This is a genomic window from Rhizobium sp. RU35A, from assembly GCF_900156005.1.
In the GTDB taxonomy this organism is placed as follows: Bacteria; Pseudomonadota; Alphaproteobacteria; order Rhizobiales; family Rhizobiaceae; genus Neorhizobium; species Neorhizobium straminoryzae.
Genome location: NZ_FTMR01000010.1, coordinates 41,473 through 66,344, shown reverse-complemented (window position 1 = coordinate 66,344; position 24,872 = coordinate 41,473). Strand labels below are relative to the sequence as shown.

Here is a 24,872-nt window from a genome sequence, read left to right as displayed (position 1 = left end):
TATGCTGGTGATGCTCGCCGTCCTGCTCCTGGGCGCGCGGGTAGCAGGGCAGGGCGTGGTCGAGAGCCGGATGCAGAGAATAGAGTTGTCTGTTGCGGAACGGACCGCCATTCAGGCGCTGAGCGATCTCCTTGATGAACGGCTGAGATCTTACCAATCTGTTCTTCTCGTCGATCTAGGCGATGCAAGCTTCATTGCCGATACACTACAACACGGCATTCTGTTGATGGATCAGTCCGGCATGGTTTCCCCGTGGAACCTGGCAGCGAAATCGGGTGACAAACTGAGCTATACGGAAGGGCTGACACGTTATCTTGCCGAGAAGGGTGTCGCGGCAATCGTTTCGCAACCTTTGTCCTGCGGGAAGCAGGCAAGGGCCATACCATCAGGCTGGGCTGAACTCATCTTGTACGCGCAGCAGCGGAACACGCAAGCGCTGTGTGAGATCGCAAAGGCCGCGGAGCGCGTTGATATAGGGCATTACACCGTGCTGTTTCTTCGCAAACAGTGAATCCTTTTCCTTCGTCATCAGCCTTCCCTGCCCCCCGCAAAAAGGTGATTGGCATGCCGTCCCGCAGCTGCGTATGGAAGGGCTGAAGTGGACGGAGTGTGCCTGTGTCGATTGCCGAAATTTCGCTGGTCAGTGCGCTGCTTGCCGGCGCCCTGTCGTTCTTGTCGCCGTGCGTGCTGCCGCTGGTGCCGCCTTACCTGTGCTACATGGCCGGCATCTCGGTGGAGCAGTTCCGTGGCGGCGAGGGGCGTGAGGCAACCGTTGCGCGGCGGGCGGTGCTTCTGTCCTCGCTGTTCTTCACGCTCGGCTTTGCCACGGTCTTCGTGGCGCTCGGGGCGGGCGCGACGACGATCGGCGTGCTGCTGCGCCAGCACATGGATATGCTGGCGAAGATCGGTGGTCTCATCATCATCGTCATGGGCCTGAACTTTCTCGGCGCCTTCCGCATCGGTATTCTGGCGCGGGAAGCGCGGTTCCAGGCGGGGGGTAAGCCGGCGACGCTCTCGGGGGCCTATGTCATGGGCCTTGCGTTCGCCTTCGGCTGGACGCCCTGCATCGGTCCGGTGCTGGGTGCGATCCTGGCGGTCGCCGCCTCGCGCGCAACGGTGGGCGACGGGGCTTTGCTGCTTGCCATCTATTCGCTCGGCCTTGCCGTGCCCTTCTGGATCGCGGCCGGTTTTTCCGGTGCCTTCATGCGCTTCCTGTCCCGCTTCCGGCGACATCTGGGGCTGGTTGAAAAGGCAATGGGCGGGTTGCTTGTGCTGACCGGCTTCGCCTTCATCTTCGGCTTCGTCAGCGACATGGCGATCTGGTTCCAGCAAACCTTTCCGATCCTGACCCGAATCGGTTGAGGGTTTTTTGCGGTTTTCCGTTTCGCGTGCCGGACCGGGATGCTAACCGGCACGTGAGGCGGACGGCGAGGGAGGATTAACGGTGGCTGCCATACTTGCTTTGCTGCTGCCGTTCTTCGGTCTGATCCTGATCGGCTTCGTGGCGGCCAAGGTAACCCGGCAGGGCGCTGACGCGCTCGGCTGGATGAACACCTTCATCATCTATGCGGCACTGCCGGCGCTGTTCTTCAAGCTCGTCTCGCGCACGCCGATTGCCGATCTGACCCGCCTCGATTTCATCGCGACTCAGCTTGCCGCCGTCTATGCGGTTTATGCGCTGCTGTTTGCAGCAGCCTTCCTGCTGCATCGCGCAAGCTTTGCCGAAAGCGTCATCCAGGCGTTTGGCGGCGCTTACGGCAATATCGGCTATATGGGGCCAGGTCTCGCGCTGCTGGCGCTCGGCGAACAGGCCGCCGTGCCGGTGGCGCTGATCGTCTGTTTCGAAAACGCCCTGCACTTCATCGTGGCCCCGGCCCTGATGGCGCTGGCGGGCGGCGAGCGCCAGCCGCCGCTGCAACTTGCCGGCCAGGTGGCGCGGCGTGTCGCGTTTCACCCCTTCATCCTGTCGGCGGCTGCAGGCTTCCTCGTCGCCGCATTGGACTGGCCCTTGCCGGTGGCCGCGCAGCGCCTTGTCGACTACCTCGCGCAAGCGGCCGCGCCATGCGCGCTGTTTGCCATGGGGGTGACGCTCTCGCTCCGGCCGCTGCGGCGCGTTCCCGCCGAGATCGGCATCATCGCCGTTGCCAAGCTGGTGATCCTGCCGGCCGCGATGTATGCCGCGCTGAGGCTGGTCGGCGGCATCGATCCGGCCTGGGTGCATGCGGCCGTCCTGCTCGCCGCGCTCCCGACCGCCACCAACGTCTTCGTCATCAGCCAGCATTACGGTGTATGGCAGGAGCGGGCCTCGGCAACGGTGCTGATCACAACACTGCTGTCGATCGCGACATTGCCCGTCGTGCTCTATCTGATTTCAGCCGGTCTTCTTCCGACCGAAGGCGGTCCTTAGGCTAGAGGCCATATCCCTCAGGCTGCGACCGGGTTCCACGCCCTCGCGCATCAGAATATTGCGCAGCGGCCCGACGGCGGTCAGCATGTGAAGGCCCGCGGCGCGGGCCACCTGCATCGGCAGGAAATCCGACAGCAGCGAGCGGTTCAGCAGGTCGACGCCCAGCGTGCGGGTCATGATGTCCGGGCGGCGGCGGCGGTTGAAGCGGTCGCCGGCATCGGCGTCAACCGGCAGGCCGCCCGTGGTCTTCAGGAGATCCACCAGTTCCATCACGTCGCGCAGCGACAGATTGAGGCCCTGCGCGCCGATCGGCGGGAAGGCATGCGCCGCCTCGCCGACCAAAGCCACCCGTCCCTTGCCGAACCGATCCGACATCAGGCTGGAGAGAGGCCAGGATTCGACGCCATCCTCGACCGAGACCTTGCCCAGCAGGGACTGCATGCGCAGTTCAACCTCGTGAGACAATGCCTCGAGCGGCAGGGACAGAAGGTGCTCGGCCGCATCCGGCTTCACCACCCACACAAGGCTGGAACGGTTGCCGGGCAGCGGCACCTGCGTGAAGGGGCCGGTCTCGGTGTGAAACTCGGTCGAGACATTGCCGTGCGGCTGCTCGTGGGAGAAGTTGAGCACCACGGCCGTCTGCGGATAGGCCCAGCGGCGGGTGGCGATGTCAGCCCCCTCGCGCACCTTCGAACCACGCCCATCGGCACCGATCACGAAGGCCGCCGTCATGGTCTCTCCGTCGGAAAGGGTGAGGTGCGCGGCATCGGCCTGCAGGTCCAGACGCTCGAGGCTCGCATCGATGCGGGCAATATTGGGCTCGGCCGTGACGGCATCGGACAGCACCTGCATCAGCACGGCGTTCGGAATGTTGTAGCCGAAGGCGGAAAGCCCCACATCGGCGGCGCGGAACTGCGCCGGCGGCGCACGGAACAGCCGTGTCGTGCCATCGAGGATCTGCATCACGGAGAGCGCCGCAGAGGCCGGCTCCAGCACTGACCACAGGCCGAGGCTGTCGACGAAGCGGATGGACTGGTCCATCAGCGCCGTCGTGCGGCGGTCCTGACGGTTCCGTTGCGGGGCAACCAGCGAGACCTTGCGTCCGGCACGCGCCAGTGCGAGCGCCGCCACCGAACCAGCCAGTCCTTCACCCACAACGGCGATCTCGATGTCATGCATTGGCAGTCTTCTTCTGTTATGTCGGTCCTGACCTATTTAGGCAAACTTGTGACACTTATCCATGGGCTTGGTCGCAAGGGGGCCGATAAGGTTGCAAAGCGCGCCGATTGGCCGCATATGACCGTCTTTCCACAGGCGTTGCGGAGCAGGGCGTGATCAGGCGAATCTTCAATTACCGGAAAGTGCCCTATGCGGAAATCCGCGCCTTTTCCGTGCATGTGCTGACAGCCTCCGGCTCCTTCCTCGCCTTTCTCGGCGTGGTGGCGGCAGCCGAACGGCGTTTCGTCGACATGTGGTGGTGGCTGGGCCTGGCGCTGCTGATCGACGGCATCGACGGGCCGATCGCGCGCAAGGTACGGGTCAAGGAAGTCCTGCCCAACTGGTCCGGCGACACGCTCGACAACATCATCGACTATGTGACCTATGTGCTGCTGCCGGCCTTCGCGCTTTACCAGAGCGGCATGATCGGCGAGACGTGGTCCTTCGTCGCCGCCGGAATGATCGTGGTATCGAGCGCCATCTATTACGCCGACACCGGCATGAAGACGGACGAATATTTCTTCTCCGGCTTCCCCGTGGTGTGGAACATGGTGATCCTCACCCTCTTCGTCATCCAGGCGAGCGAGGCCACCGCGATGATCGTGGTAGTGACCTCAGTCATCGTCACCTTCCTGCCGGTCCATTTCCTGCATCCGGTGCGCGTCAAACGGTTGCGGCCGCTCAACCTCGGCATCTTCCTGCTGTGGTGCGCGCTGTCCGGTTACTCGCTGCTCCTGCATTTCGACTCGCCCGCCTGGCTGGTCTGGGGCGTGGTGCTGACAGGTCTTTATCTCTACGTCATCGGCGGCGTGCTTCAACTTCTTCCAAACCTTGGAAAAGCCCGATAAACCGCCGGTAAGCCTCGACTTTTCTGTTGTGCACGGCAGCAAAAACGGTATCAATTCTTCGATGTACCGGAGTTGCCCGGGCAGATGATTTCGCTTTCGCAGCCGGTCAAGCCTCGCAGAAGGTGGGTGCGACAAGCATGAGGGGTGGCGTGTGAGTGAAGCGCGGGGTCCGGAAGCGGGTTCGCTTCTGAAGGTTCGAAGCCTGACGAAATATTTCGGCACGTTCGCCGCCTGCAACGGGATCGATCTTTCGATCGGCCCGGGCGAGATCCACGCGCTTCTCGGCGAAAACGGCGCCGGCAAATCCACCCTCGTGAAGATGCTGTTCGGCGTGCTGCAGCCGAGCGAGGGCCGTATCTTCTGGGACGGCCGCCCGGTTTCCATCGGTTCGCCCGGCGAGGCGCGCACGCTCGGCATCGGCATGGTGTTCCAGCACTTCTCGCTGTTCGAGGCGCTGACGGTTGCGGAAAACATCGCCCTGTCGCTCGATCCGAAGATCCCGCTCGCGAAGATCGCCGAGGAGGCGGAAAGCCTGTCCAAGGCCTACGGCCTGCCGCTCGATCCGCATGCGCATGTGGCCGATCTTTCGGTCGGCGAGCGCCAGCGCATCGAGATCGTCAGGGCGCTGCTGCAGAACCCCAAGCTGATCATTCTCGACGAGCCGACCTCTGTGCTGACACCGCAAGAGGCCGACAAGTTGTTCGAGACGCTGTTCAAGCTGAAGGCGGAAGGGCGCTCCGTGCTCTATATCAGCCACCGGCTGGAAGAGGTGCAGCGGATCTGCGACCGGGCCACCGTTCTGCGTCATGGCAAGGTGACGGGAGACTGCGATCCCCGGCAGGAAACGCCGGCCTCGCTCGCCCGGATGATGGTCGGCTCCGACGTTGCCGGCGTTCATCGCGACTCAACAACCGATCTCGGTTCGGCCTTGGTCCAGGTGCAGAACCTCTCGGTTCCGGCCCGGACGCCTTTTTCGGTCACGCTGAAGGATATCGCGCTGGAGGTGCGGGCAGGCGAGGTGCTCGCTATTGCCGGTGTGGCCGGCAACGGGCAAGGCGAACTGTTTGATGCGCTCTCAGGCGAATATCCTGTTGGCAATGACGAGGCGATCCGTCTCTGCGGCAAGGCGGTCGGTCGGACCGGAATCAATGGACGGCGGCTGCTCGGCGCAGGCTTCGTGCCGGAAGAGCGACACGGCCATGCGGCCGTCTCCGACATGGCGCTGTCGGACAACCTGCTGCTGTCACGCAGCCAGTCCGACCGCAGCCTGTTCCTGGCGGGGGGGCTGCTGTCGGTCATCCGCCATGACGCCATCCGTGCCACGGCGCGGCGCATCTGCGCGGCGATGGACGTGCGCAAGAGCGGTGACGATCCCGCCGCCGGTTCGCTGTCCGGCGGCAATCTGCAGAAATTCATCATCGGCCGCGAACTGGATCGCAAGCCCGCCGTGCTTGTCGTCAACCAGCCGACCTGGGGTGTGGATGCCGGTGCGGCAAGCCGTATCCGCCAGGCGCTGATCGATCTGGCGCGGGCCGGCTCCGCCGTCATCGTCATCAGTCAGGATCTCGACGAGATCTTCGAGGTGGCGACGAACATCGCGGTGATCTCCGAGGGGCGGCTGTCGAAACCCTATCCGGCAGGCGACCTGACGCTGGAAAAGATCGGCCTGCTGATGGGCGGCATCCACGATTCGACGGCCCATTCCGGTGCGACTGCGGGAGGCGTCCATGCGCATTGAACTGCAACGCCGCCCTGCCGCCTCCGGCCTTTTCTCGCTGGTGTCGCCGCTTCTGGCGCTTGTGCTGACACTGATCTTCGGCGCAATCATGTTCCGTCTGCTCGGCAAGGATCCCGGACACGCGCTCTACAGTTTCTTCGTGGAGCCCTTGCTTGAGGTCTGGTCGCTGCACGAACTGGCGATCAAGGCCGGGCCGCTGATCCTGATCGCCGTCGGCCTCTCGGTCTGCTACCGCTCGAACAACTGGAATATCGGCGCCGAGGGCCAGTTCACCATCGGCGCGATCACCGGCTCGATCCTGCCGATCCTGGTGCCGCAATGGCATTCGGTGCTGGTGCTGCCGCTGATGCTGGTGATGGGGGCTGCCGGCGGCGCACTGTTTGCCGCCATTCCGGCGCTGCTGAAGACCCGCTTCAACACCAACGAAATCCTGGTCAGCCTGATGCTGGTCTATATTGCGCAGCTGTTCCTCGACTGGCTCGTGCGCGGGCCCTGGCGCGATCCGAAGGGCTTCAACTTTCCGCAGTCGATCAGCTTTGCGCCGGAAGCCGTGCTGCCGCCGCTGCTCGATTCCGGCCGGGCGCATGCCTCCATCCTGTTTGCGCTGCTGGCAGCCGTGCTCGTGTGGTTCATGATGCGCTTCATGCTGAAGGGCTTCGAGGTGACCGTGCTTGGCCGCTCCGAACGGGCAGGGCGCTTCGCCGGCTTTTCCGCCCGCCGCATGGTGTGGTTCTCGATGATGCTGTCGGGCGCATTTGCGGGGCTTGCCGGCATTTCGGAAGTGTCCGGTTCGATCGGCCACCTGCAGCCGAGCATTTCGCCGGGCTATGGTTTTACGGCCATCATCGTTGCCTTCCTGGGGCGCCTCAACCCGCTCGGCGCGATCGCCTCCGGCTTCGTGCTGGCGCTGACCTATCTGGGCGGCGAGGCGGCGCAGCTGTCGATCGGCGTGTCCGACAAGGTGACGCGCGTCTTCCAGGGCCTGCTGCTGTTTTTCGTGCTGTCCTGCGACACGCTGATCCTCTACCGCGTGCGCATCATCTTCGGCTCCGGCCGCGCCCGGGAGGCGAAGTCCTGACCATGATCGAAGCGATCCTTCTCACGATCATCACCGCCGCGACGCCGCTCGTCATCGCCGCCATGGGCGAACTGGTGACGGAACGCGCCGGCGTGCTGAACCTCGGCGTCGAGGGCATGATGATCATGGGCGCCGTCTGTGCCTTCGCGGGAGCGCAACTCACCGGCCTGCCGCTCGTCGGCCTCGTGGCCGGCATTGTCGGCGGCGCGCTGTTTTCGCTGCTGTTCGGCTTTCTGACGCTGACGCTGGTGACCAATCAGGTGGCAACGGGCCTTGCGCTGACGCTGCTCGGCCTCGGCCTTTCGGGACAGCTCGGCGAGGCCTTTGTCGGCATTCCCGGCGTGAAGCTCGCGCCGATCGTCATTCCGGTTCTCTCGGACATCCCGGTTGTCGGGCCGCTGCTGTTCCGGCAGGACATCACCTTCTACCTGTCGATCGCGCTTGTCATCGGCGTGAACTGGTTCCTGTTCCGCAGCCGCACGGGGCTGAAACTGCGCGCCATCGGCGACAATCACGGCTCAGCCCACGCGCTCGGCATCAGCGTCATTCGCACCCGCTATCTGGCCGTGATGTTCGGCGGCGCCTGCGCAGGGCTTGCCGGCGCCCAGCTTTCGCTCGTCTACACGCCGCAATGGGTGGAAAACATGTCGGCAGGCCGTGGCTGGATCGCGCTGGCCCTCGTCGTGTTTGCGTCCTGGCGGCCATGGCGGGTTCTGGCCGGGGGTTATATCTTCGGGGCGGTCGGCATCCTGCAGTTGCACGCCCAGGCCTTCGGCATCGGCGTTCCCTCGCAGTTTCTCTCCATGCTGCCCTATGCCGTGACTATTGTCGTTCTCATCATCATTTCGCATAATCGCCGTACAACGCTCATCAATACGCCGGCATGCCTGGGGAAACCCTTCGTTCCGGACCGCTGAGGCGGCAGACAGAACAACCGAAGCTTCAAGCCAAACAGGGGTTGAATATGAAGAAGCTCATCATCGCACTTGCCGCAACGGCCGCTGCCCTGTGCAGCACCGTGCCCGGCGCCCAGGCAGCGGACAAGACCAAGGTCTGCTTCGTCTATGTCGGCACCAAGACCGACGGCGGCTGGACCCAGGCCCATGATCTCGGCCGCCAGGAACTGCAGAAGGCTCTCGGCGACAAGATCGAGACACCCTACCTGGAAAGCGTGCCGGAAGGTCCGGATGCCGAGCGTGCGATCGAGCGCATGGCCCGTTCCGGCTGCGCAGTGGTTTTTGCGACCTCCTTCGGCTTCATGGATGCGACCGTGAAGGTGGCCCAGAAGTTCCCGAACGTGAAGTTCGAACACGCGACCGGCTACAAGGCTGCACCGAACCTCGCAACCTACAATTCGCGCTTCTATGAAGGCCGCTACATCCTCGGCCAGATCGCGGCCAAGATGTCCAAGAAGGGCGTCGCAGGCTACATCGCCTCCTTCCCGATCCCGGAAGTCGTCATGGGCATCAATGCCTTCGAACTGGGTGCAAAGTCGGTCAACCCGAACTTCAAGCTGAAGGTCGTCTGGGCCAATACCTGGTTCGACCCGGGCAAGGAAGCCGATGCCGCCAAGGCGCTGATCGACCAGGGCGTTGACATCCTGACCCAGCACACCGACACGACGGCGCCGATGCAGGTGGCTGCCGAGCGCGGCATCTATGCTTTCGGCCAGGCCTCCGACATGATCGCCGCCGGTCCGAAGACCCAGCTGACTGCCATCGTCGATACCTGGGGCGCCTATTACATCAAGCGCACCAAGGCACTGCTCGACGGCACGTGGAAGTCGGAACAGATCTGGGACGGCCTGAAGGACGGCATCCTGACCATGGCGCCCTACACCAACATGCCAGACGACGTGAAGGCGATGGCCGAAGAGACCGAAGCCAAGATCAAGTCCGGCGAACTGCATCCCTTCACCGGTCCGATCAACAAGCAGGATGGCACGCCCTGGCTGAAGGCCGGCGAGAAGGCGGACGACGGCACGCTGCTCGGCATGAACTTCTACGTCGAAGGCGTCGACGACAAGCTGCCGAAGTAAGCCGCCACGCGGACAGCGTTACCGGAAGGCGTCCCTCGCGGGGCGCCTTTTGCATTTTGGCCGCCGTACCGGGCTTGGGCCGACCCCAGTGGCGAAGCAGCGTGACTGCTGGTAAGAAGCGCCGACCGATTTTGAGAGAGAGCGCCATGAACCGCACCTGCCTTGCCGTTATCCTCGCCGCCGGCGACAGCACCCGCATGAAGTCCTCGATGTCGAAGGTCCTGCATCCGATTGCAGGCCTGCCGATGATCGCGCATGTGATGACGGCGGTGCAGACGGCAGGCATGCAGGATGCGGTGCTGGTTGTGGGACGGGATGCAGAGAAGGTGACGCAGGCCGGTTCGCTGCCCGGCCTGCAGGTGTCCTCCGTGCTTCAGACCGAGCGCAGCGGCACCGGTCATGCGGTGCTGACCGCCCGGGAGACGATCGCAAAGGGCTACGACGATGTGCTGGTAACCTATGGCGACGTGCCGCTGGTGAAGCCGGAAACCTTCCTCGCCGCGCGGGACAAGCGTGCGGAGGGCGCCGACATCGTGGTGATCGGCTTCGAGGCGGCAAACCCCTTCGGCTATGGTCGACTGCTGGTCGAGAATGGCGAACTGCTGGCGATTCGCGAGGAGAAGGATGCCTCCGAAGCCGAGCGGCGGATCACCCGCTGCAACAGCGGCCTGATGGTGATCAACGGCGCCCGGGCGCTGGAATGGCTGGAAAAGATCGGCAACAGCAATGCGAAGGGTGAATACTACCTGACCGACATCGTCGAGATCGCCCGCGCTAACGGCGGCAGGGTGGTGGCGATCGATGCGCCGGAGGAGGAACTCGCCGGCTGCAACACCCGCGCGGAACTCGCCGGGCTGGAAGCCCTCTGGCAAAAGCGCCGCCGCCATGCGCTGATGCTGTCGGGCGTCTCGATGATCGCGCCCGAAACCGTGTTTCTCGCCCATGACACCGTGCTTTCGCCGGATGTGCTGATCGAACCGAATGTCGTGTTCGGCCCTGGCGTCACGGTGGAAAGCGGCGCCGTCATTCACGCCTTCTCGCATCTGGAAGGGGCGCATGTGGCGGAAGGCGCAACCGTTGGCCCGTTCGCGCGGCTGCGCCCGGGCGCGAACCTCGGTGAAGGCGCCAAGGTGGGCAATTTCTGCGAGGTAAAGAAGGCCGAGATCGGCGCGGGCGCCAAGGTCAATCACCTGACCTACATCGGCGATGCCTTTGTCGGCGCCGGCACCAATATCGGCGCCGGCACCATCACCTGCAATTATGACGGCGTGAACAAGCATGAGACCCGGATCGGTGCGCATGCCTTCATCGGCTCCAATTCCGCCCTCGTCGCGCCTGTCACGATCGGCGACGGCGCCTATGTGGCCTCCGGCAGCGTGATCACTGCGGATGTGCCGGCCGAAGCGCTCGCCTTCGGCCGAGCCCGCCAGGAGGTGAAGCCGGGGAGGGCGACGGCGGTGCGCGCGCGGGCGCTGGCGCTGGCGCTTAAGGCCGCACAGAAGGCGGAACGGTAACATTTTCTAGATTACCGTAAGAAATTGAATTTGACCCCCGCTGCCGTTGCGTCCTGCGTGCGGTGCGGTAGGAAACATGCGCCACGCAAACTTGGATAACATGAGGCTCATATGTGCGGAATCGTTGGTATCGTCGGCAGTAAACCGGTCGCGGAGCGGCTGGTCGATGCGCTGCGCCGGCTCGAATATCGCGGCTATGATTCCGCCGGTGTCGCCACCATCCATGATGGCGTGATGGATCGTCGCCGCGCCGAGGGCAAGCTGTTCAACCTGGAAAAGAAGCTGGCGAGCGAGCCGCTGCCGGGCCTGATCGGCATTGCCCATACCCGCTGGGCGACGCATGGCGCGCCGAACGAGACCAACGCCCATCCGCATTTCGTCGAGGGTGTCGCGGTCGTTCACAACGGCATCATCGAGAATTTTTCCGAGCTGCGCGACGAACTGCTTTTAGAGGGTGCCGTCTTTTCGAGCCAGACCGATACCGAGGTGGTGGCGCACCTGCTGGCGAAATTCACGCGTGAAGGCCTCGACCACAAGGCGGCGATGCTTTCCATGCTGAACCGTGTTGCCGGTGCCTATGCGCTGGTGGTGATGTTCAAGGACGATCCCGGCACGATCCTTGCTGCCCGCTCCGGCCCGCCGCTGGCCATCGGGCATGGCAAGGGCGAGATGTTTTTGGGCTCCGATGCGATCGCCCTTGCTCCCTTCACCAACCGCATCACCTATCTGGTGGATGGCGATTGCGCGGTGATGAGCGCCAGTGGCGTCTCGATCATGGATTTCTCCGGAAAGCCGGTGATTCGGCCCGTGCAAATCTCGCAGGCGGCGGCGCTGATGGTGGACAAGGGCAATCACCGCCATTTCATGGAAAAGGAAATCTACGAGCAGCCGGAAATCATCTCGCATGCGCTCAGCCACTACGTGGACTTTGCCGCCGGCACGGTGAAGCCGCTCGCGTCAGGCGTCGATTTTGCAGGCATCCGCAGTCTGGCGATTTCCGCCTGCGGCACGGCCTATCTTTCCGGCCTGATCGGCAAGTACTGGTTCGAGCGCTATGCCCGGCTGCCGGTCGAAATCGATGTCGCCTCCGAATTCCGCTATCGCGAAATCCCGCTGTCGAAGGATCAGGCGGCGCTGTTCATCTCGCAATCCGGCGAAACGGCCGATACGCTGGCCTCGCTGCGCTATTGCCGGCAGGAGGGGCTGACCATCGGCGCCGTGGTCAACGTGCGCGAATCGACGATTGCCCGCGAGGCCGATGCCGTCTTCCCCATTCTCGCCGGTCCGGAAATCGGGGTTGCCTCGACGAAAGCCTTCACCTGTCAGCTGGCCGTGCTGGCGGCGCTGGCGATCCAGGCCGGCCGCGCCCGCGGCACGCTGACCGCCGAAGACGAGAAGGCCATGGTCAGGCATCTGATCGAGATGCCGCGCATCATGAGCCGGGTTCTGAACCTGGTGGAACCGCAGGTGGAAGGGCTGTCGCGCGAGCTTTCGCGCTTCAAGGATGTGCTCTATCTCGGGCGCGGCACGAGTTTTCCGCTAGCGCTCGAAGGGGCGCTGAAGCTCAAGGAAATCTCCTATATCCATGCCGAAGGTTATGCGGCGGGCGAGCTGAAGCACGGTCCGATCGCGCTCATCGACGAGAATATGCCGGTCATCGTCATTGCCCCGCATGACCGCTTCTTCGAGAAGACCGTCTCGAACATGCAGGAAGTGGCGGCGCGCGGCGGCCGGATCATCTTCATCACGGATGAAAAGGGGGCTGCGGCCTCGAAGCTTGCCACGATGGCGACCATCGTGCTGCCGACGGTGGATGAGGTGATCGCGCCCATGATCTATGCCCTGCCGATCCAGTTGCTCGCCTATCACACGGCCGTCTTCATGGGCACCGACGTGGACCAGCCGCGCAATCTCGCCAAATCGGTCACGGTGGAGTGATCGGAAAACGCGGAAGTTGCAGCGCCCGCCTTGCCGTTATTTCATCCTTTCGCCCTTGCGAAGTGTGAAGGCCTTGGGCATTGTCCGGGTAACCCGTCCGTGCGGCGGTGCAGCATGAGCGGCGACGAGAATGACGGATACACCGGAACGCATCACGTTTTTCGGCCGCCTGAGGAATAACTTCCTTACCGGCCTGATTATCTGCGCGCCGCTGGCGATCACCATCTGGCTCACCTTCGCCTTCATCGACTGGGCGGACAGCTGGGTGACGCCCTACATTCCGCAGCGCTACAATCCGCAATATTATTTCGACATCACCATTCCGGGCCTCGGCCTGCTGATTGCCGTAGTGTTCATCACCGTGATCGGCTTTCTCGGCAAGAACCTGATCGGCCGGTCGGTGGTGAATTTCGGCGAATCGATCCTGCACCGCACGCCGCTGGTGCGCACGCTGTACAAGAGCCTCAAGCAGATCTTTGAAACGGTGCTGAAGGATCAGTCGACCTCCTTCAAGAAGGTCGGGATGATCGAGTTTCCGGGGCCGGGCAGCTGGGCCATGGTGTTCATCTCCACCGAGGCGCAGGGCGAGATTGCCGCCCGCCTGAACGAGGACGGCGAGGAAATGCTGGCCGTGTTCCTGCCGCCGACGCCGGTGCCGACGGCCGGCTTCCTGCTCTTCGTGCCAAAGAGCAAGGTGGTGATGCTGGACATGACACCGGAAGACGCGGCAAAGCTTCTGATTTCCGGTGGCCTGATTGCGCCCGCCTGGACGCCGAAAACCATATCCGAGTAAGATTCCGCCGTGCCTTGACGGCACATTTCATCTGGCGGTCACAATAGACTCCTAGACCACAGGGTGGGGGAGTGATCCCGCGTGAAGTATCGTCGGCGCGCCGCCTGGCAGCCATCTCGATCATCCAGACTTCTTTCCTTTCGCTCACAGGATCAGCAAGATGAAATTCGATTGCGTGACGTTCGGCCACCGCTTGAAAGCCGCTCTGGCAGCATCCGTCGTCCTTATTCCGGTCATGGCCTTTGCCGAGACGTCGGTTTCCGGCGCCGGCGTGACGGTGACCAACAAGGGGCTGGTGGCCATCGGTCGCATCCCGGCCAGCCAGCGCGACAAGTTCGGCGAGACCTTCGGCTCCGGCTCCGGCATGGCGATCGATCCGACCGCCTGGAAAAAGGACGGCGCAGGCTATACCGGCGCCCTGTGGTTGCTGCCGGACCGCGGTTACAATGTGGAAGGCACCACGGACTATAACGACCGCCTGAACCGCATCGAATTTCGCCTGACGCCGGCCACCGGCACGCCGGCCGCCGCCGACCAGCAGAAGGGCATGGAAGCAAAGCTCGCCGACACGATCCTGCTCCTGGACGACAAGGGCAAGAGCATGACCGGCCTCGATCCGGAATCGGGCGTGCGCGCCGCTGCCGGCAAGCTGCCGCCGCTGCCGGAAGCCCGCACCGGCAAGGTGTCGCTCGATCCCGAAGCCGTCGTCCGCCTGAAGGACGGCTCGTTCCTGATCAGCGACGAATACGGCCCCTACATCTATCACTTCGGCGCCGACGGAAAGATGATCTCCGCCACGCAGCCGCCGAAGGCGCTGCTGCCGATGCGCAAGGGCGAACTCAACTTCTCCTCCAACAACGTGGATGCCGGCGGCAAGAAGCCGGACCCGAAGGATCCCGATACCGGCCGCCAGAACAACCAGGGCCTCGAAGGCATGTCGATCACGCCGGACGGCAAGTTCGTCGTCGCGCTGTTGCAGTCCGCCACCCGCCAGGATGGTGGTGATTCGAGCGCGACCCGCATGAACACCCGCGCGCTGGTCTATGATGCCACCGACCTCGACAACCTGAAGCTGGTGCACGAATATGTCATGCCGCTGCCGACCTTCGACAACAAGGGCAAGGTCGCCGTTGCCGCGCAGAGCGAAATCCTCGCATTGTCCGACAAGGCCTTCCTGATGCTGGCGCGCGACAGCAACAACGGCCAGGGTCTCAAGGGCGACACCTCCGTCTATCGCAAGATCGACCTCGTCGATCTCTCGGCCGCCACCGACATCGCCAACAGCGAATTCGACGGCATGAAGCCGGTGGCGCCGAAGGGTGTGGTGGACAGTGCCGTGAAGGTCGCGGCGGTCACGCCATTCATCGACCTCAACGACAATGCCGAGCTTGGCCGATTCGGCCTGCACAATGGTGCGCCGAACGACAGGAACAACCTGTCGGAAAAGTGGGAAGCCATGTCGATCGCCCCGGTGCTCGATGCCTCCGCGCCGGACGACTACTTCCTGTTCGTCGCCAACGACAACGACTTCCTGACGCAGGACGGCTTCCAGGTGGGCGCGGCCTACAAGGCCGATGGCGGCGCGGACGTCGATACCATGTTCCAGGTGTTCCGCGTCACCCTGCCGGGCATGGCCAAGTAAGATCGACCGTGACGGGCGCCGCGACCGTGGCGCCCGTCATCCCGCGCGGAGATACCGGATCGCCTCGTCGCGGCGGTGCAGATAGAGAAGCACGCGCAGCGCCTGTCCGCGCTCGCTGACCAGCTCCGGGTCCTTTTCGATGAGATAGGCCGCATCCTTGCGCGCGATCTCCAGCAGGTCCGCATGAGCTTCAAGGCTTGCGATGCGAAAGCCGGGCGTGCCGGACTGGCGGGTGCCGAGCAGTTCGCCTTCGCCGCGCAGCTTCAGGTCTTCCTCGGCAATCAGAAACCCGTCCTCGCTGTCACGCAGGATGGAGAGCCGCGCCCGGCCTGTTTCCCCCAGGGGGCCTTTGTAGAGCAGGATGCAGGTGGAGGCCTCGTCGCCGCGCCCGACGCGACCGCGCAGCTGGTGCAGCTGGGCAAGGCCGAAGCGTTCCGCATGCTCGATGACCATGATCGTTGCATCGGGAACGTCAACGCCGACTTCGACCACGGTGGTCGCCACCAGCAGGCGCAGATCGCCGGCCTTGAAGGCGGCCATCACCGCATCCTTGTCGGCACCGTTCATGCGGCCGTGCACCAGCCCGACCTTTGTGCCGAACTGCGGGCCCAGCGCCTTTGTGAGAACCGCATGCCGTTCCTCCGCCGACATCAGCTCGGATTCTTCCGACTCCTCCACCAGCGGGCAGATCCAGTAGGCCTTCTTGCCTTCCGCGAGTGCTGCACGTAGGCGGGCGATGATCTCGTCGGTGCGTTCGGTCGGCACGGTCACGGTCTGGATCGGCTTGCGGCCCGCCGGCTTTTCCGTGAGCTTGGAGACATCCATGTCGCCGAAGGCGGCCAGCACCAGGGTACGCGGAATGGGGGTCGCGGTCATGACCAGCAGATGCGGCGCATCGCCCTTGGCCGTCAGCTTCAGGCGCTGATGCACGCCGAACCGGTGCTGCTCGTCCACCACCGCCAGCATCAGATCGTGATAGATGATGGCGTCCTGGAACAGCGCATGCGTGCCGATGACGATCTGGGCTTCGCCCGATGCGATGCGCGCCAGAACCTCCTCGCGCTCCTTGCCCTTTACCCGGCCGGTCAGCACCTCCACCTTCAGCCCGGCGGCGGCGCCGAACCGCTGGATCGTCGCAAAATGCTGGCGGGCGAGAATTTCGGTCGGCGCCATCAGCACCGCCTGGCCGCCGGCTTCCACGACATCGGCCATCGCCATCAGGGCCACCAGCGTCTTGCCGGCGCCGACATCGCCCTGCACGAGGCGCAGCATGCGCTCGCTTTTGGCCATATCGGCGCGGATCTCGGCAATCGCCGTCTGCTGGCTGCCTGTCAGGAAAAAGGGCAGGGCGGCGAGGATGGTGGCGCCCAACCGGCCCGGCACCGCAACCGGCCTTCCGGAGGCCTTGCGCATGCGCTGGCGCACCAGCGCCAGCGACACCTGGCCGGCAAGAAACTCGTCATAGGCCAGCCGGCGGCGGGCCGGCGCGCGGGGATCGAGATCCTGTGCATCGCGCGGATCGTGCAACTGGCGAAAGGCATCCGCGACATCCGGCAGGCCCTGTTTCTGCTGGAGCGCCGCATCCATCCATTCGGGAAAGCGCGGCAGGCGGGCAAGCGCGCCCTCCACGGCGCGGCGGATCACCTTCGGCATCAGGCCCGCCGTCAGCGGATAGACCGGCTCCACCAGCGGCATCTCGCCGGCTTCCGAAACCTTCACCATCAGGTCGGGATGCACCATGGAGGCGCGGCCGTTGAACCAGTCCACCTTGCCGCTGACCATCACCTGCTCATCGACCGGCAGCGCCTTGTCCAGCCAGTTGCCCTTCACCCGGAAGAAGGTCAGCGCCAGTTCGCCGGTCTCGTCCCGCAGGAAGACGCGGTAGGGCTGGTTCGTGTGAGCCGGTGGCGGCTGATGGCGGTCGACACGGCCTTCCAGCGTGACGATCGCACCTTGCGGAGCAAGCGCGATACCCGGCCGGTTGCGCCGGTCGATCAGCGAGGCCGGCGCGTGGAACAGAACGTCCACCACCCGGCAATCCTCGGCATCCTGCCGGTTCGTGACGCGGGCGATGAGGTCGGCGAGCTTCGGGCCGATGCCGGGCAGGCTGGAGACCGAGGCGAACAGGGGATCGAGAAGGGCGGGACGCATGGGGCGCAAAATGCGTCGGAATTTGCCTGCTTGGCAAGGCTGACATTCGCAAGTTTTCATCCTATATCAGCCGCGCAACAAGGTTTTACGCTCATGACAGGACTGTCGCGTTCAAGCGCCGATCTCGATCCCCGGCGCCGCAGAATTCTTTATCGCTGTTGGCATCGCGGCATCCGCGAGATGGATCTCGTCTTCGGCCAGTTCGCCGAGGAGCAGATCGCCACGCTTTCCGATGCCGATCTCGACGAACTCGAAGCTGTCATGGCCGAGGAAGACCAGGACCTGAACCGCTGGATCACCGGGGCCGATCCGGTGCCGCAACACCTGCAGACGCAAATGTTTCAGCGTATTGCCGCTTATCGGCCGGATTTCGACCTCGTGACGAAGGAAAGCCTCGACGAGAAGTTTGGGCGCAGCGAATGATTGCCGGTTTCAGCGCAAAGGCCGTCATCGCCTCGCCGGCGGGCCTCACCATTGCCAATGTGCAGGCCGGCATGGAGCCGCTGCTGCTGGCCGAGATCGCCCGCACCGGCCAGCCGGTCGCCTATGTGATGTCCGACGGCCAGCGCATGGCCGACATCGAACAGATGCTGTCTTTCGTTGCGCCCGACATTCCGGTGATGACGCTGCCGGCCTGGGACTGCCTTCCCTATGACCGCGTCTCGCCGAGCGCCGATGTGTCGGCCCGCAGGCTTGCCGCACTCTCCGGCCTGATCGCGCATGCGAAGAAGCCGCATCCGGCCATCGTGCTCGTCACCGTCAATGCGATGATGCAGAAGATTGCGCCGGCCGGTGTGATCGAAAGCCTCGCCTTTTCCGCCCGGCCCGGCAACACGATCCGCATGGACGACATTGCCGCAAGGCTGGAGCGCAACGGCTTCGACCGGGTGTCGACCGTGCGTGAAGTCGGCGAATTTGCCGTGCGCGGCGGCATTCTCGATGTCTTCGTGCCGGGCACCGAAGAGCCGGTGCGCCTCGATTTCTTCGGCGACACGCTGGAATCGATCCGCACCTTCGATCCGGCCAGCCAGCGCACGACGGGGCAGGCGCGGTCGCTCGACCTCAACCCGATGAGCGAAGTGACGCTGACGCCGGATACGATCAGCCGGTTCCGCAAGTCCTATCTCTCCACCTTCGGGGCCGCGACCCGCGACGACGCGCTCTATCAGGCCGTGTCCGAAGGTCGCCGCTATGCCGGCATGGAACACTGGCTGCCGCTGTTCTACGAAAAGCTCGATACCGCCTTCGAGTATCTGAAGGGCTTTCGGATCGTCACCGACCATACGGCGCGCGAGGCGGCGCAGGAACGCTCCAAGCTGATCCACGACTATTTCGAGGCGCGTCATACAGCTGGCCAGACCGGCAAGGCCGGCATGGCGCAGTCGACACCCTACAAGCCCGTCTCGCCCGGCCAGCTCTATCTGGATGGCTCCGCCTTCGTTCGGGAACTGGATGCCGCCAGCGCCATTCGCCTGACCCCCTTTGCCGAAATCGATGCGCAGGCCAAGCGCGTGGTGACGCTGGAGGCGCATGCCGGTCCGCGCTGGGCCAAGGCGCAGGCCGAGGCCGAACAGCAGAACCGTGACGAGCGGGTCAACGTCTTCGATCTGGTCGTCAAGCACATTGCCGACAAGCGGGCCGGCGGCGCCAAGGTTCTTGTCACCGGCTGGTCGGCGGGCTCGCTCGACCGCCTGCTGCAGGTGCTGGACGAGCACGGCTTGAAGCGCATCAAGCCCATCGAAAAGCTGTCTGATATCCGCAACCTCGCCAAGGGCGAGGCGGCATCCGCCGTGCTGAGCCTCGAAGGCGGCTTCGAGACCGGCGACCTCGTCGTCATCGGCGAACAGGACATTCTCGGCGACCGCATGGTGCGCCGCTCCAAACGCCGCAAGCGCGGCGCCGATTTCATCTCGGAAGTGGCCGGCCTCGACGAAGGTTCGCTCGTCGTGCATGCCGAACATGGCATCGGCCGCTTCGTCGGTCTGGTGACGATCGAGGCGGCCGGCGCACCGCGCGCCTGCCTGGAGCTGCATTATGCGGATCAGGCAAAGCTGTTCCTGCCGGTCGAAAACATCGATCTCCTGTCGCGCTACGGCTCGGATGCCGCCGAAGCCCAGCTGGACAAGCTCGGTGGCGGCGCCTGGCAGGCGCGCAAGGCCAAGCTCAAGAAGCGCCTGCTCGACATGGCGGATGCGCTGATCAAGCTTGCCGCCACCCGCATCACCCGCCGCGCGCCGGTTCTCGCGACGCCCGAAGGGCTCTATGACGAGTTCGCCGCCCGTTTCCCCTATGACGAAACGGAAGATCAGGCGAATGCCATCGATTCGGTGCGCGAGGACCTTGCCGCCGGTCGGCCGATGGATCGCCTCGTCTGCGGCGATGTCGGCTTCGGCAAGACGGAGGTGGCGCTGCGCGCCGCCTTCTTCGCCGCCATGAACGGCGCGCAGGTGGCCGTCGTCGTGCCGACGACGCTTCTCGCCCGCCAGCACTTCAAGACGTTTCGCGAACGCTTTCGCGGTCTGCCGATCCGGGTGGAACAGGCCTCGCGTCTGGTGACGGCCAAGGAACTGAACCAGACGAAGAAGGATCTCGCCGAGGGCAAGGTCGATATCGTCGTCGGCACCCATGCGCTGCTCGGCACCGGCATCAAGTTTGCCAATCTCGGCCTCCTCATCATCGACGAGGAGCAGCATTTCGGCGTGAAGCACAAGGAGAAGCTGAAGGAGCTGAAGAGCGACGTGCATGTGCTGACGCTGTCGGCAACGCCGATCCCGCGCACGCTGCAGCTTGCCATGACCGGGGTGCGTGAGCTTTCGCTGATCACCACGCCGCCGGTCGACCGCATGGCGGTCAGGACCTTCATCTCGCCGTTCGATCCGCTGGTCATCCGCGAAACGCTGATGCGCGAGCATTATCGCGGCGGCCAGAGTTTTTACGTCTGCCCGCGGCTGGCGGACCTGCCGGATATCCAGGCCTATCTGCAATCCGACGTGCCGGAGCTGAAGGTGGCGGTGGCCCACGGCCAGATGCCGGCGGGTGAGCTGGAAGACATCATGAATGCCTTCTACGACGGCAAATATGACGTGCTTCTCTCCACCACCATCGTCGAATCCGGCCTCGACGTGCCGACCGCCAACACGCTGATCGTCCACCGCGCCGACATGTTCGGTCTTGCCCAGCTCTACCAGCTGCGCGGCCGCGTCGGGCGCTCGAAGGTGCGCGCCTTTGCGCTGTTCACCCTGCCGGTCAACAAGCAGCTGACCCAGACCGCCGAACGCCGCCTGAAAGTGCTGCAATCACTCGATACGCTGGGCGCCGGCTTCCAGCTGGCGAGCCACGACCTCGATATCCGCGGCGCCGGCAATCTTCTGGGCGAGGAACAGTCCGGCCATATCAAGGAGGTCGGTTTCGAACTCTACCAGCAGATGCTGGAAGAGGCCGTGGCCGAGGTGAAGGGCGAGGACGAGGTGCTCGACACCGGCTGGTCGCCGCAGATCTCGGTCGGTATCACCGTGATGATCCCGGACAATTACGTGCCGGACCTGCATCTGCGCATGGGGCTTTATCGTCGCCTCGGCGAACTGACCGAACTTTCCGAGATCGACGGCTTCGGCGCGGAAATGGTCGACCGCTTCGGCCCGATGCCGGTCGAGGTGCAGAATCTTCTGAAGGTCGTCTACATCAAGTCGCTCTGCCGTATCGCCAATGTCGAGAAGCTGGAGGCAGGGCCGAAGGGCATCGTGCTGCAGTTCCGCGACAAGCAGTTCCCCAACCCGGCGGGCCTGGTCGGTTACATCGCCAAGCAGGGTACGATGGCAAAGATCCGCCCCGACCACAGCGTGTTCTTGACCCGCGACCTGCCGACGCCGGAAAAGCGTCTGTCGTCGGCCGCGCAGATCATGGCGCAGCTGTCGGGACTGGCGAAGGAAGGGTGACAGGCGGGGAGGGCGCTCAGCCCTCCTCTTCCGGCTTTACGGCAAGCGCTGCCTCGGTCTTCCCGGCAACCGGCGGCGGGAGAGCGGTGCCGCGCTTGCGTTCGCGCACCAGCGTCAGCAGGCCGGAGCCGACGATGAGGGCGATGCCGAGGCCCATCCACAGATCGACGCTGTCGCCGAAAATGAGATAGCCCAGCAGGATCGCCCAGAGCATCTGGCTGTACTGGATCGGCGTGACGATGGCTGCCGGCGCGTAGAAGGAAGCGACCATCAGCAGCACGGTGCCGACGGCGGCGAGCACGCCGAAAACGATCAGCAGCAACAGGTCTTTGGGGGTCGGCACCATCAGATGCGGCAGCATGGCGAGGCCGCAGACGACGAGGGCGCCCATCAGGCCCGCGCCATACATCGAGATGTTCTTCTCGCTCGGCCCCAGATAGCGGTAGATGATGACGGAAACGGCGCCGGTTAAGCCGGAGGCGAGCGCGGTCACATGGCCGAAGGACAGTTCGCGGAAACCGGGCCGAAGAACGATCAGCACGCCGATGAAGCCGACAATGACCGCCGCCCAGCGCTTTGCCCCGACCTTCTCCTTGAGGAAGATCACCGACATGATGGTGGCAAACGACGGCAGCAGGAAGATGAGGCAGAAGGCCTCCGCCATCGACAGTTCGGTAAAGGCGATGATGCTGCCGACGGTGCCGATCGAGGAGCAGAGAAAGCGGAGCAGCCAGAGCGGACGGTTGGTAGTGCGCACCATGTCGCGCCAGCTGTCGCCGCGCTTCAGGAGGAAGGGCACGGCGAGAATGCCGGCCAGCGTGCCGATGAAGCCGGCCTCGAAGGGCGGCACGCGGCCTTCCACCAGCTTCACGGCGGCATCGCTGAAGGAATAGGCGGCAAAGCAGAGAAAGGCGATCAGCACGCCCTTCAGGGTCGAATCGGAGGAGGACAAGCGCGGCGTTCCGGCAGGAGGGATGATCCTGCCGAATTAGGGCCGCATCCCGCGTGCGTCAATTCAGATTTGCACGCGCCTCGGCCTTGGCGGCGGCGATCTGGCGGAAGGCGTTTGCCAGCACGTCCGGCGTCTGGGCACCGCTGACGGCATATTGCTGGTCGATGATGAAGAAGGGTACGCCGTTGACGCCCATTTTCTGGGCCGCCTCGATTTCGCCGACCACCAGATCCCTGTCCGCATCGGAGGCGAGAAGGGTGGCGATCACCGCGCGCTCAAGCCCCGCCGCCTCGGCGATGTCGAGCAGAACGGCATGGTCGCCGACATTGCGGCCCTGTTCGAAATTCGCCTTGAACAGGGCGGTCACGACCCGGTCCTGGTGCTCGCGGCTTTCGGTCATCGCCCAGTGAATCAGGCGATGGGCGTCGAGCGTATTGGGGCCGATCAGGATCGCATCGAAATCATAGGCGATGCCCACCTCGCGGCCGAGATCGGTCAGCATGGCATGGGCGCGTGCCACGGCATCTGCGCCGCCGAGCTTGGCGGCGAGTGCGGCCTTCTGGTCGACGCCTTCCGGCGGATAGTCCGGGTTCAGACGGTAGGGGCGCCAGTTGACGTCGATGCCCACCTCGTCCTGCACCTCGGCAATCGCCAGTTCCAGCCGCGCCTTTCCGAGATAGCACCACGGGCAGACAACGTCGGAAACGAGGTCGATGGTCAGTCTTTCCATGGCAAGCGATCCTTTGGCTGGGGCGGACTTCGGCGCAAGTCACTGCGCGCGCTGATCCCACCAGGTTGGCAATTGATAGCCGTAAAGCGGCACGGCCTGTGGATGCGCGATCTGCTTCCAGCGCGCAACCCATTGATCGCCGATATGATAAAGAGGCACGAGATAGTGACCGGAGAGCAGCAGCCGGTCATAGGCGCGAACGGCAGTGGTAAAGTCGTCGCTGCTGCGGGCGTTCAGCATCGCGGAAATCACCCGATCGACATCGGGATCGGCAAGACCGGCAAAGTTGAAGCTGCCCGGGCGATCCTTCGAATCCGAGCCCCAGCGTCCGATCTGCTCGATGCCGGGGGACAGCGAGGAGGGATAGGACTTCATGATCACGTCGTAATCGAAGGTGCCGGAGCGGCTCTGGTACTGCGCGTCATCCACCGTGCGAATCGAGATCTCGACACCGATCATCTTCAGCGTACGCTGGTATGCGATCGCCACCTTCTCCTGATCCTGGTTCTGCGTCATGATCTCGAAAGCCAGCGGCACGCCCGCCGCATCGACCATTCTGCCGCCGCGGATCGTGTAGCCGCCAGCCTTCAGGAGATCGACCACCTGGCGCAGCACCTTGCGATCGCTGCCGGAGCCATCGGTGGCAAGCAGCGTCGGCTTGCCGGATAGAAGGTCCGGCGACATGCGCGCGGCGGCGGCACCCAGCAGGGCGCGTTCCTTCTCGTCAGCGGGATGGCCGAGAGACGAAAGCCCGGAATTCTGCCAGTAGCTCTGGGTGCGGCTGTAGGCGCCGTCGAACAGGTTGCGGTTCGCCCATTCGAAATCGAAGGCAAGCGAAAGCGCCTCGCGCACCTTGTCATTCTGGAAGAGTGGCCGGCGCAGGTTGAAGACGAAGCCCAGCATACCGGTCGGCAGTTCGGGCCGGAACGTATCCTTCACGACCTCGCCATTGGTGACGGCGGGGAAGTCATAGGCGCGCGCCCAGTGGGTCGGATTGCCCTCGAGATAGACATCGATCGCGCCCTTCTTGAAGGCTTCGAACAGCGAGCTTTCCTGCAGGAAATACTCGACCGAAATCTCGTCGTAATTGTCGAAGCCGATCTTGGAGGGCAGGTCCTTGCCCCAGTAATCCGGATTGCGCTCGTAGACGATCTTCTGGCCCGGAGAGACCGACTTGATGCGATAGGGGCCGGAGCCGATCGGCACCTGCAGCGTCGACTGGTCGAACGTGGCAGGATCAATGGCATGCCTGGGCAGGATCGGGGTCGCGAAGGCGAGAATCAGCGGGAACTCGCGGTCCGCCTTGTCGTTGAAGGTGAAGCGTACGCCATGCTCGCCGACCTTCTCCATCCTGTCGACCGGCTTCAGGCGGTTGCTGAAGGGCGTGCGGCCCTTGTCGCGCAACACCTCGAAGGAGAAGATCACGTCGTCTGGCGTCACCGGCTGTCCGTCCGACCACCTAGCCTTCGGGTTGAGGTTGAACTGGATATAGCTGCGGTTCTCGTCCCACTCGACGCTTTCGGCGAGAAGGCCATAGAGCGTGAAGGGCTCGTCGGCCGAGCGCACCATCAGTGATTCGTAGAGCAGGTTACCGAAGATATTGTCCCATATGCCGCGTGCGGTGGTGCGAATGCTCTTGAGATTGAAGGGGTTGAGGCTGTCGAAAGTGCCGACGACGCCGTAAGCCACCTTGCCGCCCTTCTTCACATCGGGGTTCACATAAGGAAAATGCGTGTAGCCGGCGGGGAGCGCCGGCGTTCCATGCATGGCAATGCCGTGGACCGGTTCGGCAAAGGCCTGGCCGGCAAGACAAAACAGGGCGAGGGAAAGGGTCATCAGACGGCGCATGGTCCTGTCTCCACTGCATTTCTTGATTCGCCGCACGGTAAC

19 protein-coding genes are annotated in these 24,872 nt (G+C 64.0%); 14 read left to right on the top strand and 5 right to left on the bottom strand.

Going from position 1 to position 24,872, the window contains the following annotated elements; all coding sequences use genetic code 11:
- Window position 1 precedes the first annotated feature (1 nt).
- From F3H95_RS20265 to F3H95_RS20255, 3 genes are all read left to right on the top strand, one after another.
- The gene (locus F3H95_RS20265) at window positions 2-511 is read left to right on the top strand and encodes a hypothetical protein (protein ID WP_149747339.1); all 510 of its coding nucleotides are present in this window, start codon (window positions 2-4) and stop codon (window positions 509-511) included.
- A gap of 104 nt (window positions 512-615) precedes the next feature.
- Complete coding sequence (locus F3H95_RS20260; protein WP_149747338.1) at window positions 616-1,362, top strand: cytochrome c biogenesis CcdA family protein; 747 nt, start codon at window positions 616-618, stop codon at window positions 1,360-1,362.
- A gap of 82 nt (window positions 1,363-1,444) precedes the next feature.
- Complete coding sequence (locus F3H95_RS20255; protein ID WP_149747337.1) at window positions 1,445-2,407, top strand: AEC family transporter; 963 nt, start codon at window positions 1,445-1,447, stop codon at window positions 2,405-2,407.
- Here the strand turns inward: F3H95_RS20255 and F3H95_RS20250 are convergent.
- Window positions 2,372-3,586: a UbiH/UbiF family hydroxylase gene (locus F3H95_RS20250; protein ID WP_149747336.1), complete on the bottom strand. Its 1,215-nt coding sequence runs from the start codon at window positions 3,584-3,586 to the stop codon at window positions 2,372-2,374. The two genes, F3H95_RS20255 and F3H95_RS20250, sit on opposite strands and share 36 nt — an antisense overlap.
- 152 nt (window positions 3,587-3,738) lie before the next feature.
- Between F3H95_RS20250 and pcsA the strand changes: the two genes are divergently transcribed.
- The 9 genes from pcsA to F3H95_RS20205 all read left to right on the top strand — a co-directional run bounded on the left by pcsA (window position 3,739) and on the right by F3H95_RS20205 (window position 15,214).
- On the top strand, window positions 3,739-4,473 hold the full coding sequence (gene pcsA / locus F3H95_RS20245; protein ID WP_185969703.1) for a phosphatidylcholine synthase: 735 nt from the start codon (window positions 3,739-3,741) through the stop codon (window positions 4,471-4,473).
- A gap of 151 nt (window positions 4,474-4,624) precedes the next feature.
- The gene (locus F3H95_RS20240) at window positions 4,625-6,211 is read left to right on the top strand and encodes an ABC transporter ATP-binding protein (protein WP_149747335.1); all 1,587 of its coding nucleotides are present in this window, start codon (window positions 4,625-4,627) and stop codon (window positions 6,209-6,211) included.
- Window positions 6,201-7,289 (top strand): ABC transporter permease, encoded by a 1,089-nt coding sequence (locus F3H95_RS20235; protein ID WP_149747334.1) that lies wholly within the window; start codon window positions 6,201-6,203, stop codon window positions 7,287-7,289. The genes F3H95_RS20240 and F3H95_RS20235 overlap by 11 nt, the downstream gene beginning before the upstream one ends.
- A complete protein-coding gene (locus F3H95_RS20230; RefSeq protein ID WP_142880961.1) occupies window positions 7,286-8,206 on the top strand; it encodes an ABC transporter permease in 921 nt (306 codons plus the stop codon). Before F3H95_RS20235 ends, F3H95_RS20230 begins: the two co-directional genes overlap by 4 nt.
- Before the next feature lie 47 nt (window positions 8,207-8,253).
- Window positions 8,254-9,327, top strand: a complete 1,074-nt coding sequence (locus tag F3H95_RS20225; RefSeq protein ID WP_142880869.1) for a BMP family ABC transporter substrate-binding protein — start codon at window positions 8,254-8,256, stop codon at window positions 9,325-9,327.
- 146 nt (window positions 9,328-9,473) lie between these two features.
- A complete protein-coding gene (gene glmU / locus F3H95_RS20220) occupies window positions 9,474-10,841 on the top strand; it encodes a bifunctional UDP-N-acetylglucosamine diphosphorylase/glucosamine-1-phosphate N-acetyltransferase GlmU (RefSeq protein WP_149747333.1) in 1,368 nt (455 codons plus the stop codon).
- Between the two features lie 111 nt (window positions 10,842-10,952).
- Window positions 10,953-12,779, top strand: coding sequence for a glutamine--fructose-6-phosphate transaminase (isomerizing) (gene glmS / locus F3H95_RS20215; RefSeq protein WP_149747332.1), 1,827 nt, complete (start codon window positions 10,953-10,955; stop codon window positions 12,777-12,779).
- Window positions 12,780-12,909: 130 nt separating this feature from the next.
- Entirely contained in the window at window positions 12,910-13,572 is a 663-nt protein-coding gene (locus F3H95_RS20210; RefSeq protein ID WP_142880872.1) for a DUF502 domain-containing protein, read from the top strand.
- 160 nt (window positions 13,573-13,732) lie between these two features.
- A complete protein-coding gene (locus F3H95_RS20205; RefSeq protein ID WP_149747331.1) occupies window positions 13,733-15,214 on the top strand; it encodes an esterase-like activity of phytase family protein in 1,482 nt (493 codons plus the stop codon).
- 36 nt (window positions 15,215-15,250) lie between these two features.
- Here F3H95_RS20205 and recG read toward each other — a convergent pair whose 3' ends face one another.
- Complete coding sequence (gene recG / locus F3H95_RS20200) at window positions 15,251-17,365, bottom strand: ATP-dependent DNA helicase RecG (protein ID WP_149747330.1); 2,115 nt, start codon at window positions 17,363-17,365, stop codon at window positions 15,251-15,253.
- 93 nt (window positions 17,366-17,458) lie between these two features.
- On the opposite strand from recG, the gene F3H95_RS20195 reads away from it, so the two are divergent.
- Both F3H95_RS20195 and mfd read left to right on the top strand, forming a co-directional pair.
- Complete coding sequence (locus F3H95_RS20195; RefSeq protein ID WP_149747329.1) at window positions 17,459-17,788, top strand: succinate dehydrogenase assembly factor 2; 330 nt, start codon at window positions 17,459-17,461, stop codon at window positions 17,786-17,788.
- Window positions 17,785-21,300 (top strand): transcription-repair coupling factor, encoded by a 3,516-nt coding sequence (gene mfd / locus F3H95_RS20190; protein ID WP_149747328.1) that lies wholly within the window; start codon window positions 17,785-17,787, stop codon window positions 21,298-21,300. Before F3H95_RS20195 ends, mfd begins: the two co-directional genes overlap by 4 nt.
- Before the next feature lie 16 nt (window positions 21,301-21,316).
- On the opposite strand, the gene F3H95_RS20185 is transcribed toward mfd, so the two are convergent.
- The 3 genes from F3H95_RS20185 to F3H95_RS20175 are packed head-to-tail and all read right to left on the bottom strand — an operon-like array spanning window position 21,317 to window position 24,830.
- The gene (locus F3H95_RS20185; RefSeq protein ID WP_149747327.1) at window positions 21,317-22,252 is read right to left on the bottom strand and encodes a DMT family transporter; all 936 of its coding nucleotides are present in this window, start codon (window positions 22,250-22,252) and stop codon (window positions 21,317-21,319) included.
- Between the two features lie 58 nt (window positions 22,253-22,310).
- Window positions 22,311-22,982: a DsbA family oxidoreductase gene (locus F3H95_RS20180; RefSeq protein WP_149747326.1), complete on the bottom strand. Its 672-nt coding sequence runs from the start codon at window positions 22,980-22,982 to the stop codon at window positions 22,311-22,313.
- Between the two features lie 39 nt (window positions 22,983-23,021).
- Window positions 23,022-24,830, bottom strand: a complete 1,809-nt coding sequence (locus F3H95_RS20175; protein WP_149747325.1) for an extracellular solute-binding protein — start codon at window positions 24,828-24,830, stop codon at window positions 23,022-23,024.
- Window positions 24,831-24,872: the final 42 nt, after the last annotated feature.

Coding starts and splice junctions, on each gene's coding strand:
- F3H95_RS20265 (WP_149747339.1), top strand. CDS start 2: ATGCTGGTGATGCTCGCCGTCCTGCTCCTGGGCGCGCGGGTAGCAGGG.
- F3H95_RS20250 (WP_149747336.1), bottom strand. CDS start 3,586: ATGCATGACATCGAGATCGCCGTTGTGGGTGAAGGACTGGCTGGTTCG.
- F3H95_RS20235 (WP_149747334.1), top strand. CDS start 6,201: ATGCGCATTGAACTGCAACGCCGCCCTGCCGCCTCCGGCCTTTTCTCG.
- F3H95_RS20225 (WP_142880869.1), top strand. CDS start 8,254: ATGAAGAAGCTCATCATCGCACTTGCCGCAACGGCCGCTGCCCTGTGC.
- glmU (WP_149747333.1), top strand. CDS start 9,474: ATGAACCGCACCTGCCTTGCCGTTATCCTCGCCGCCGGCGACAGCACC.
- glmS (WP_149747332.1), top strand. CDS start 10,953: ATGTGCGGAATCGTTGGTATCGTCGGCAGTAAACCGGTCGCGGAGCGG.
- F3H95_RS20210 (WP_142880872.1), top strand. CDS start 12,910: ATGACGGATACACCGGAACGCATCACGTTTTTCGGCCGCCTGAGGAAT.
- F3H95_RS20205 (WP_149747331.1), top strand. CDS start 13,733: ATGAAATTCGATTGCGTGACGTTCGGCCACCGCTTGAAAGCCGCTCTG.
- recG (WP_149747330.1), bottom strand. CDS start 17,365: ATGCGTCCCGCCCTTCTCGATCCCCTGTTCGCCTCGGTCTCCAGCCTG.
- F3H95_RS20195 (WP_149747329.1), top strand. CDS start 17,459: ATGACAGGACTGTCGCGTTCAAGCGCCGATCTCGATCCCCGGCGCCGC.
- mfd (WP_149747328.1), top strand. CDS start 17,785: ATGATTGCCGGTTTCAGCGCAAAGGCCGTCATCGCCTCGCCGGCGGGC.
- F3H95_RS20180 (WP_149747326.1), bottom strand. CDS start 22,982: ATGGAAAGACTGACCATCGACCTCGTTTCCGACGTTGTCTGCCCGTGG.
- F3H95_RS20175 (WP_149747325.1), bottom strand. CDS start 24,830: ATGCGCCGTCTGATGACCCTTTCCCTCGCCCTGTTTTGTCTTGCCGGC.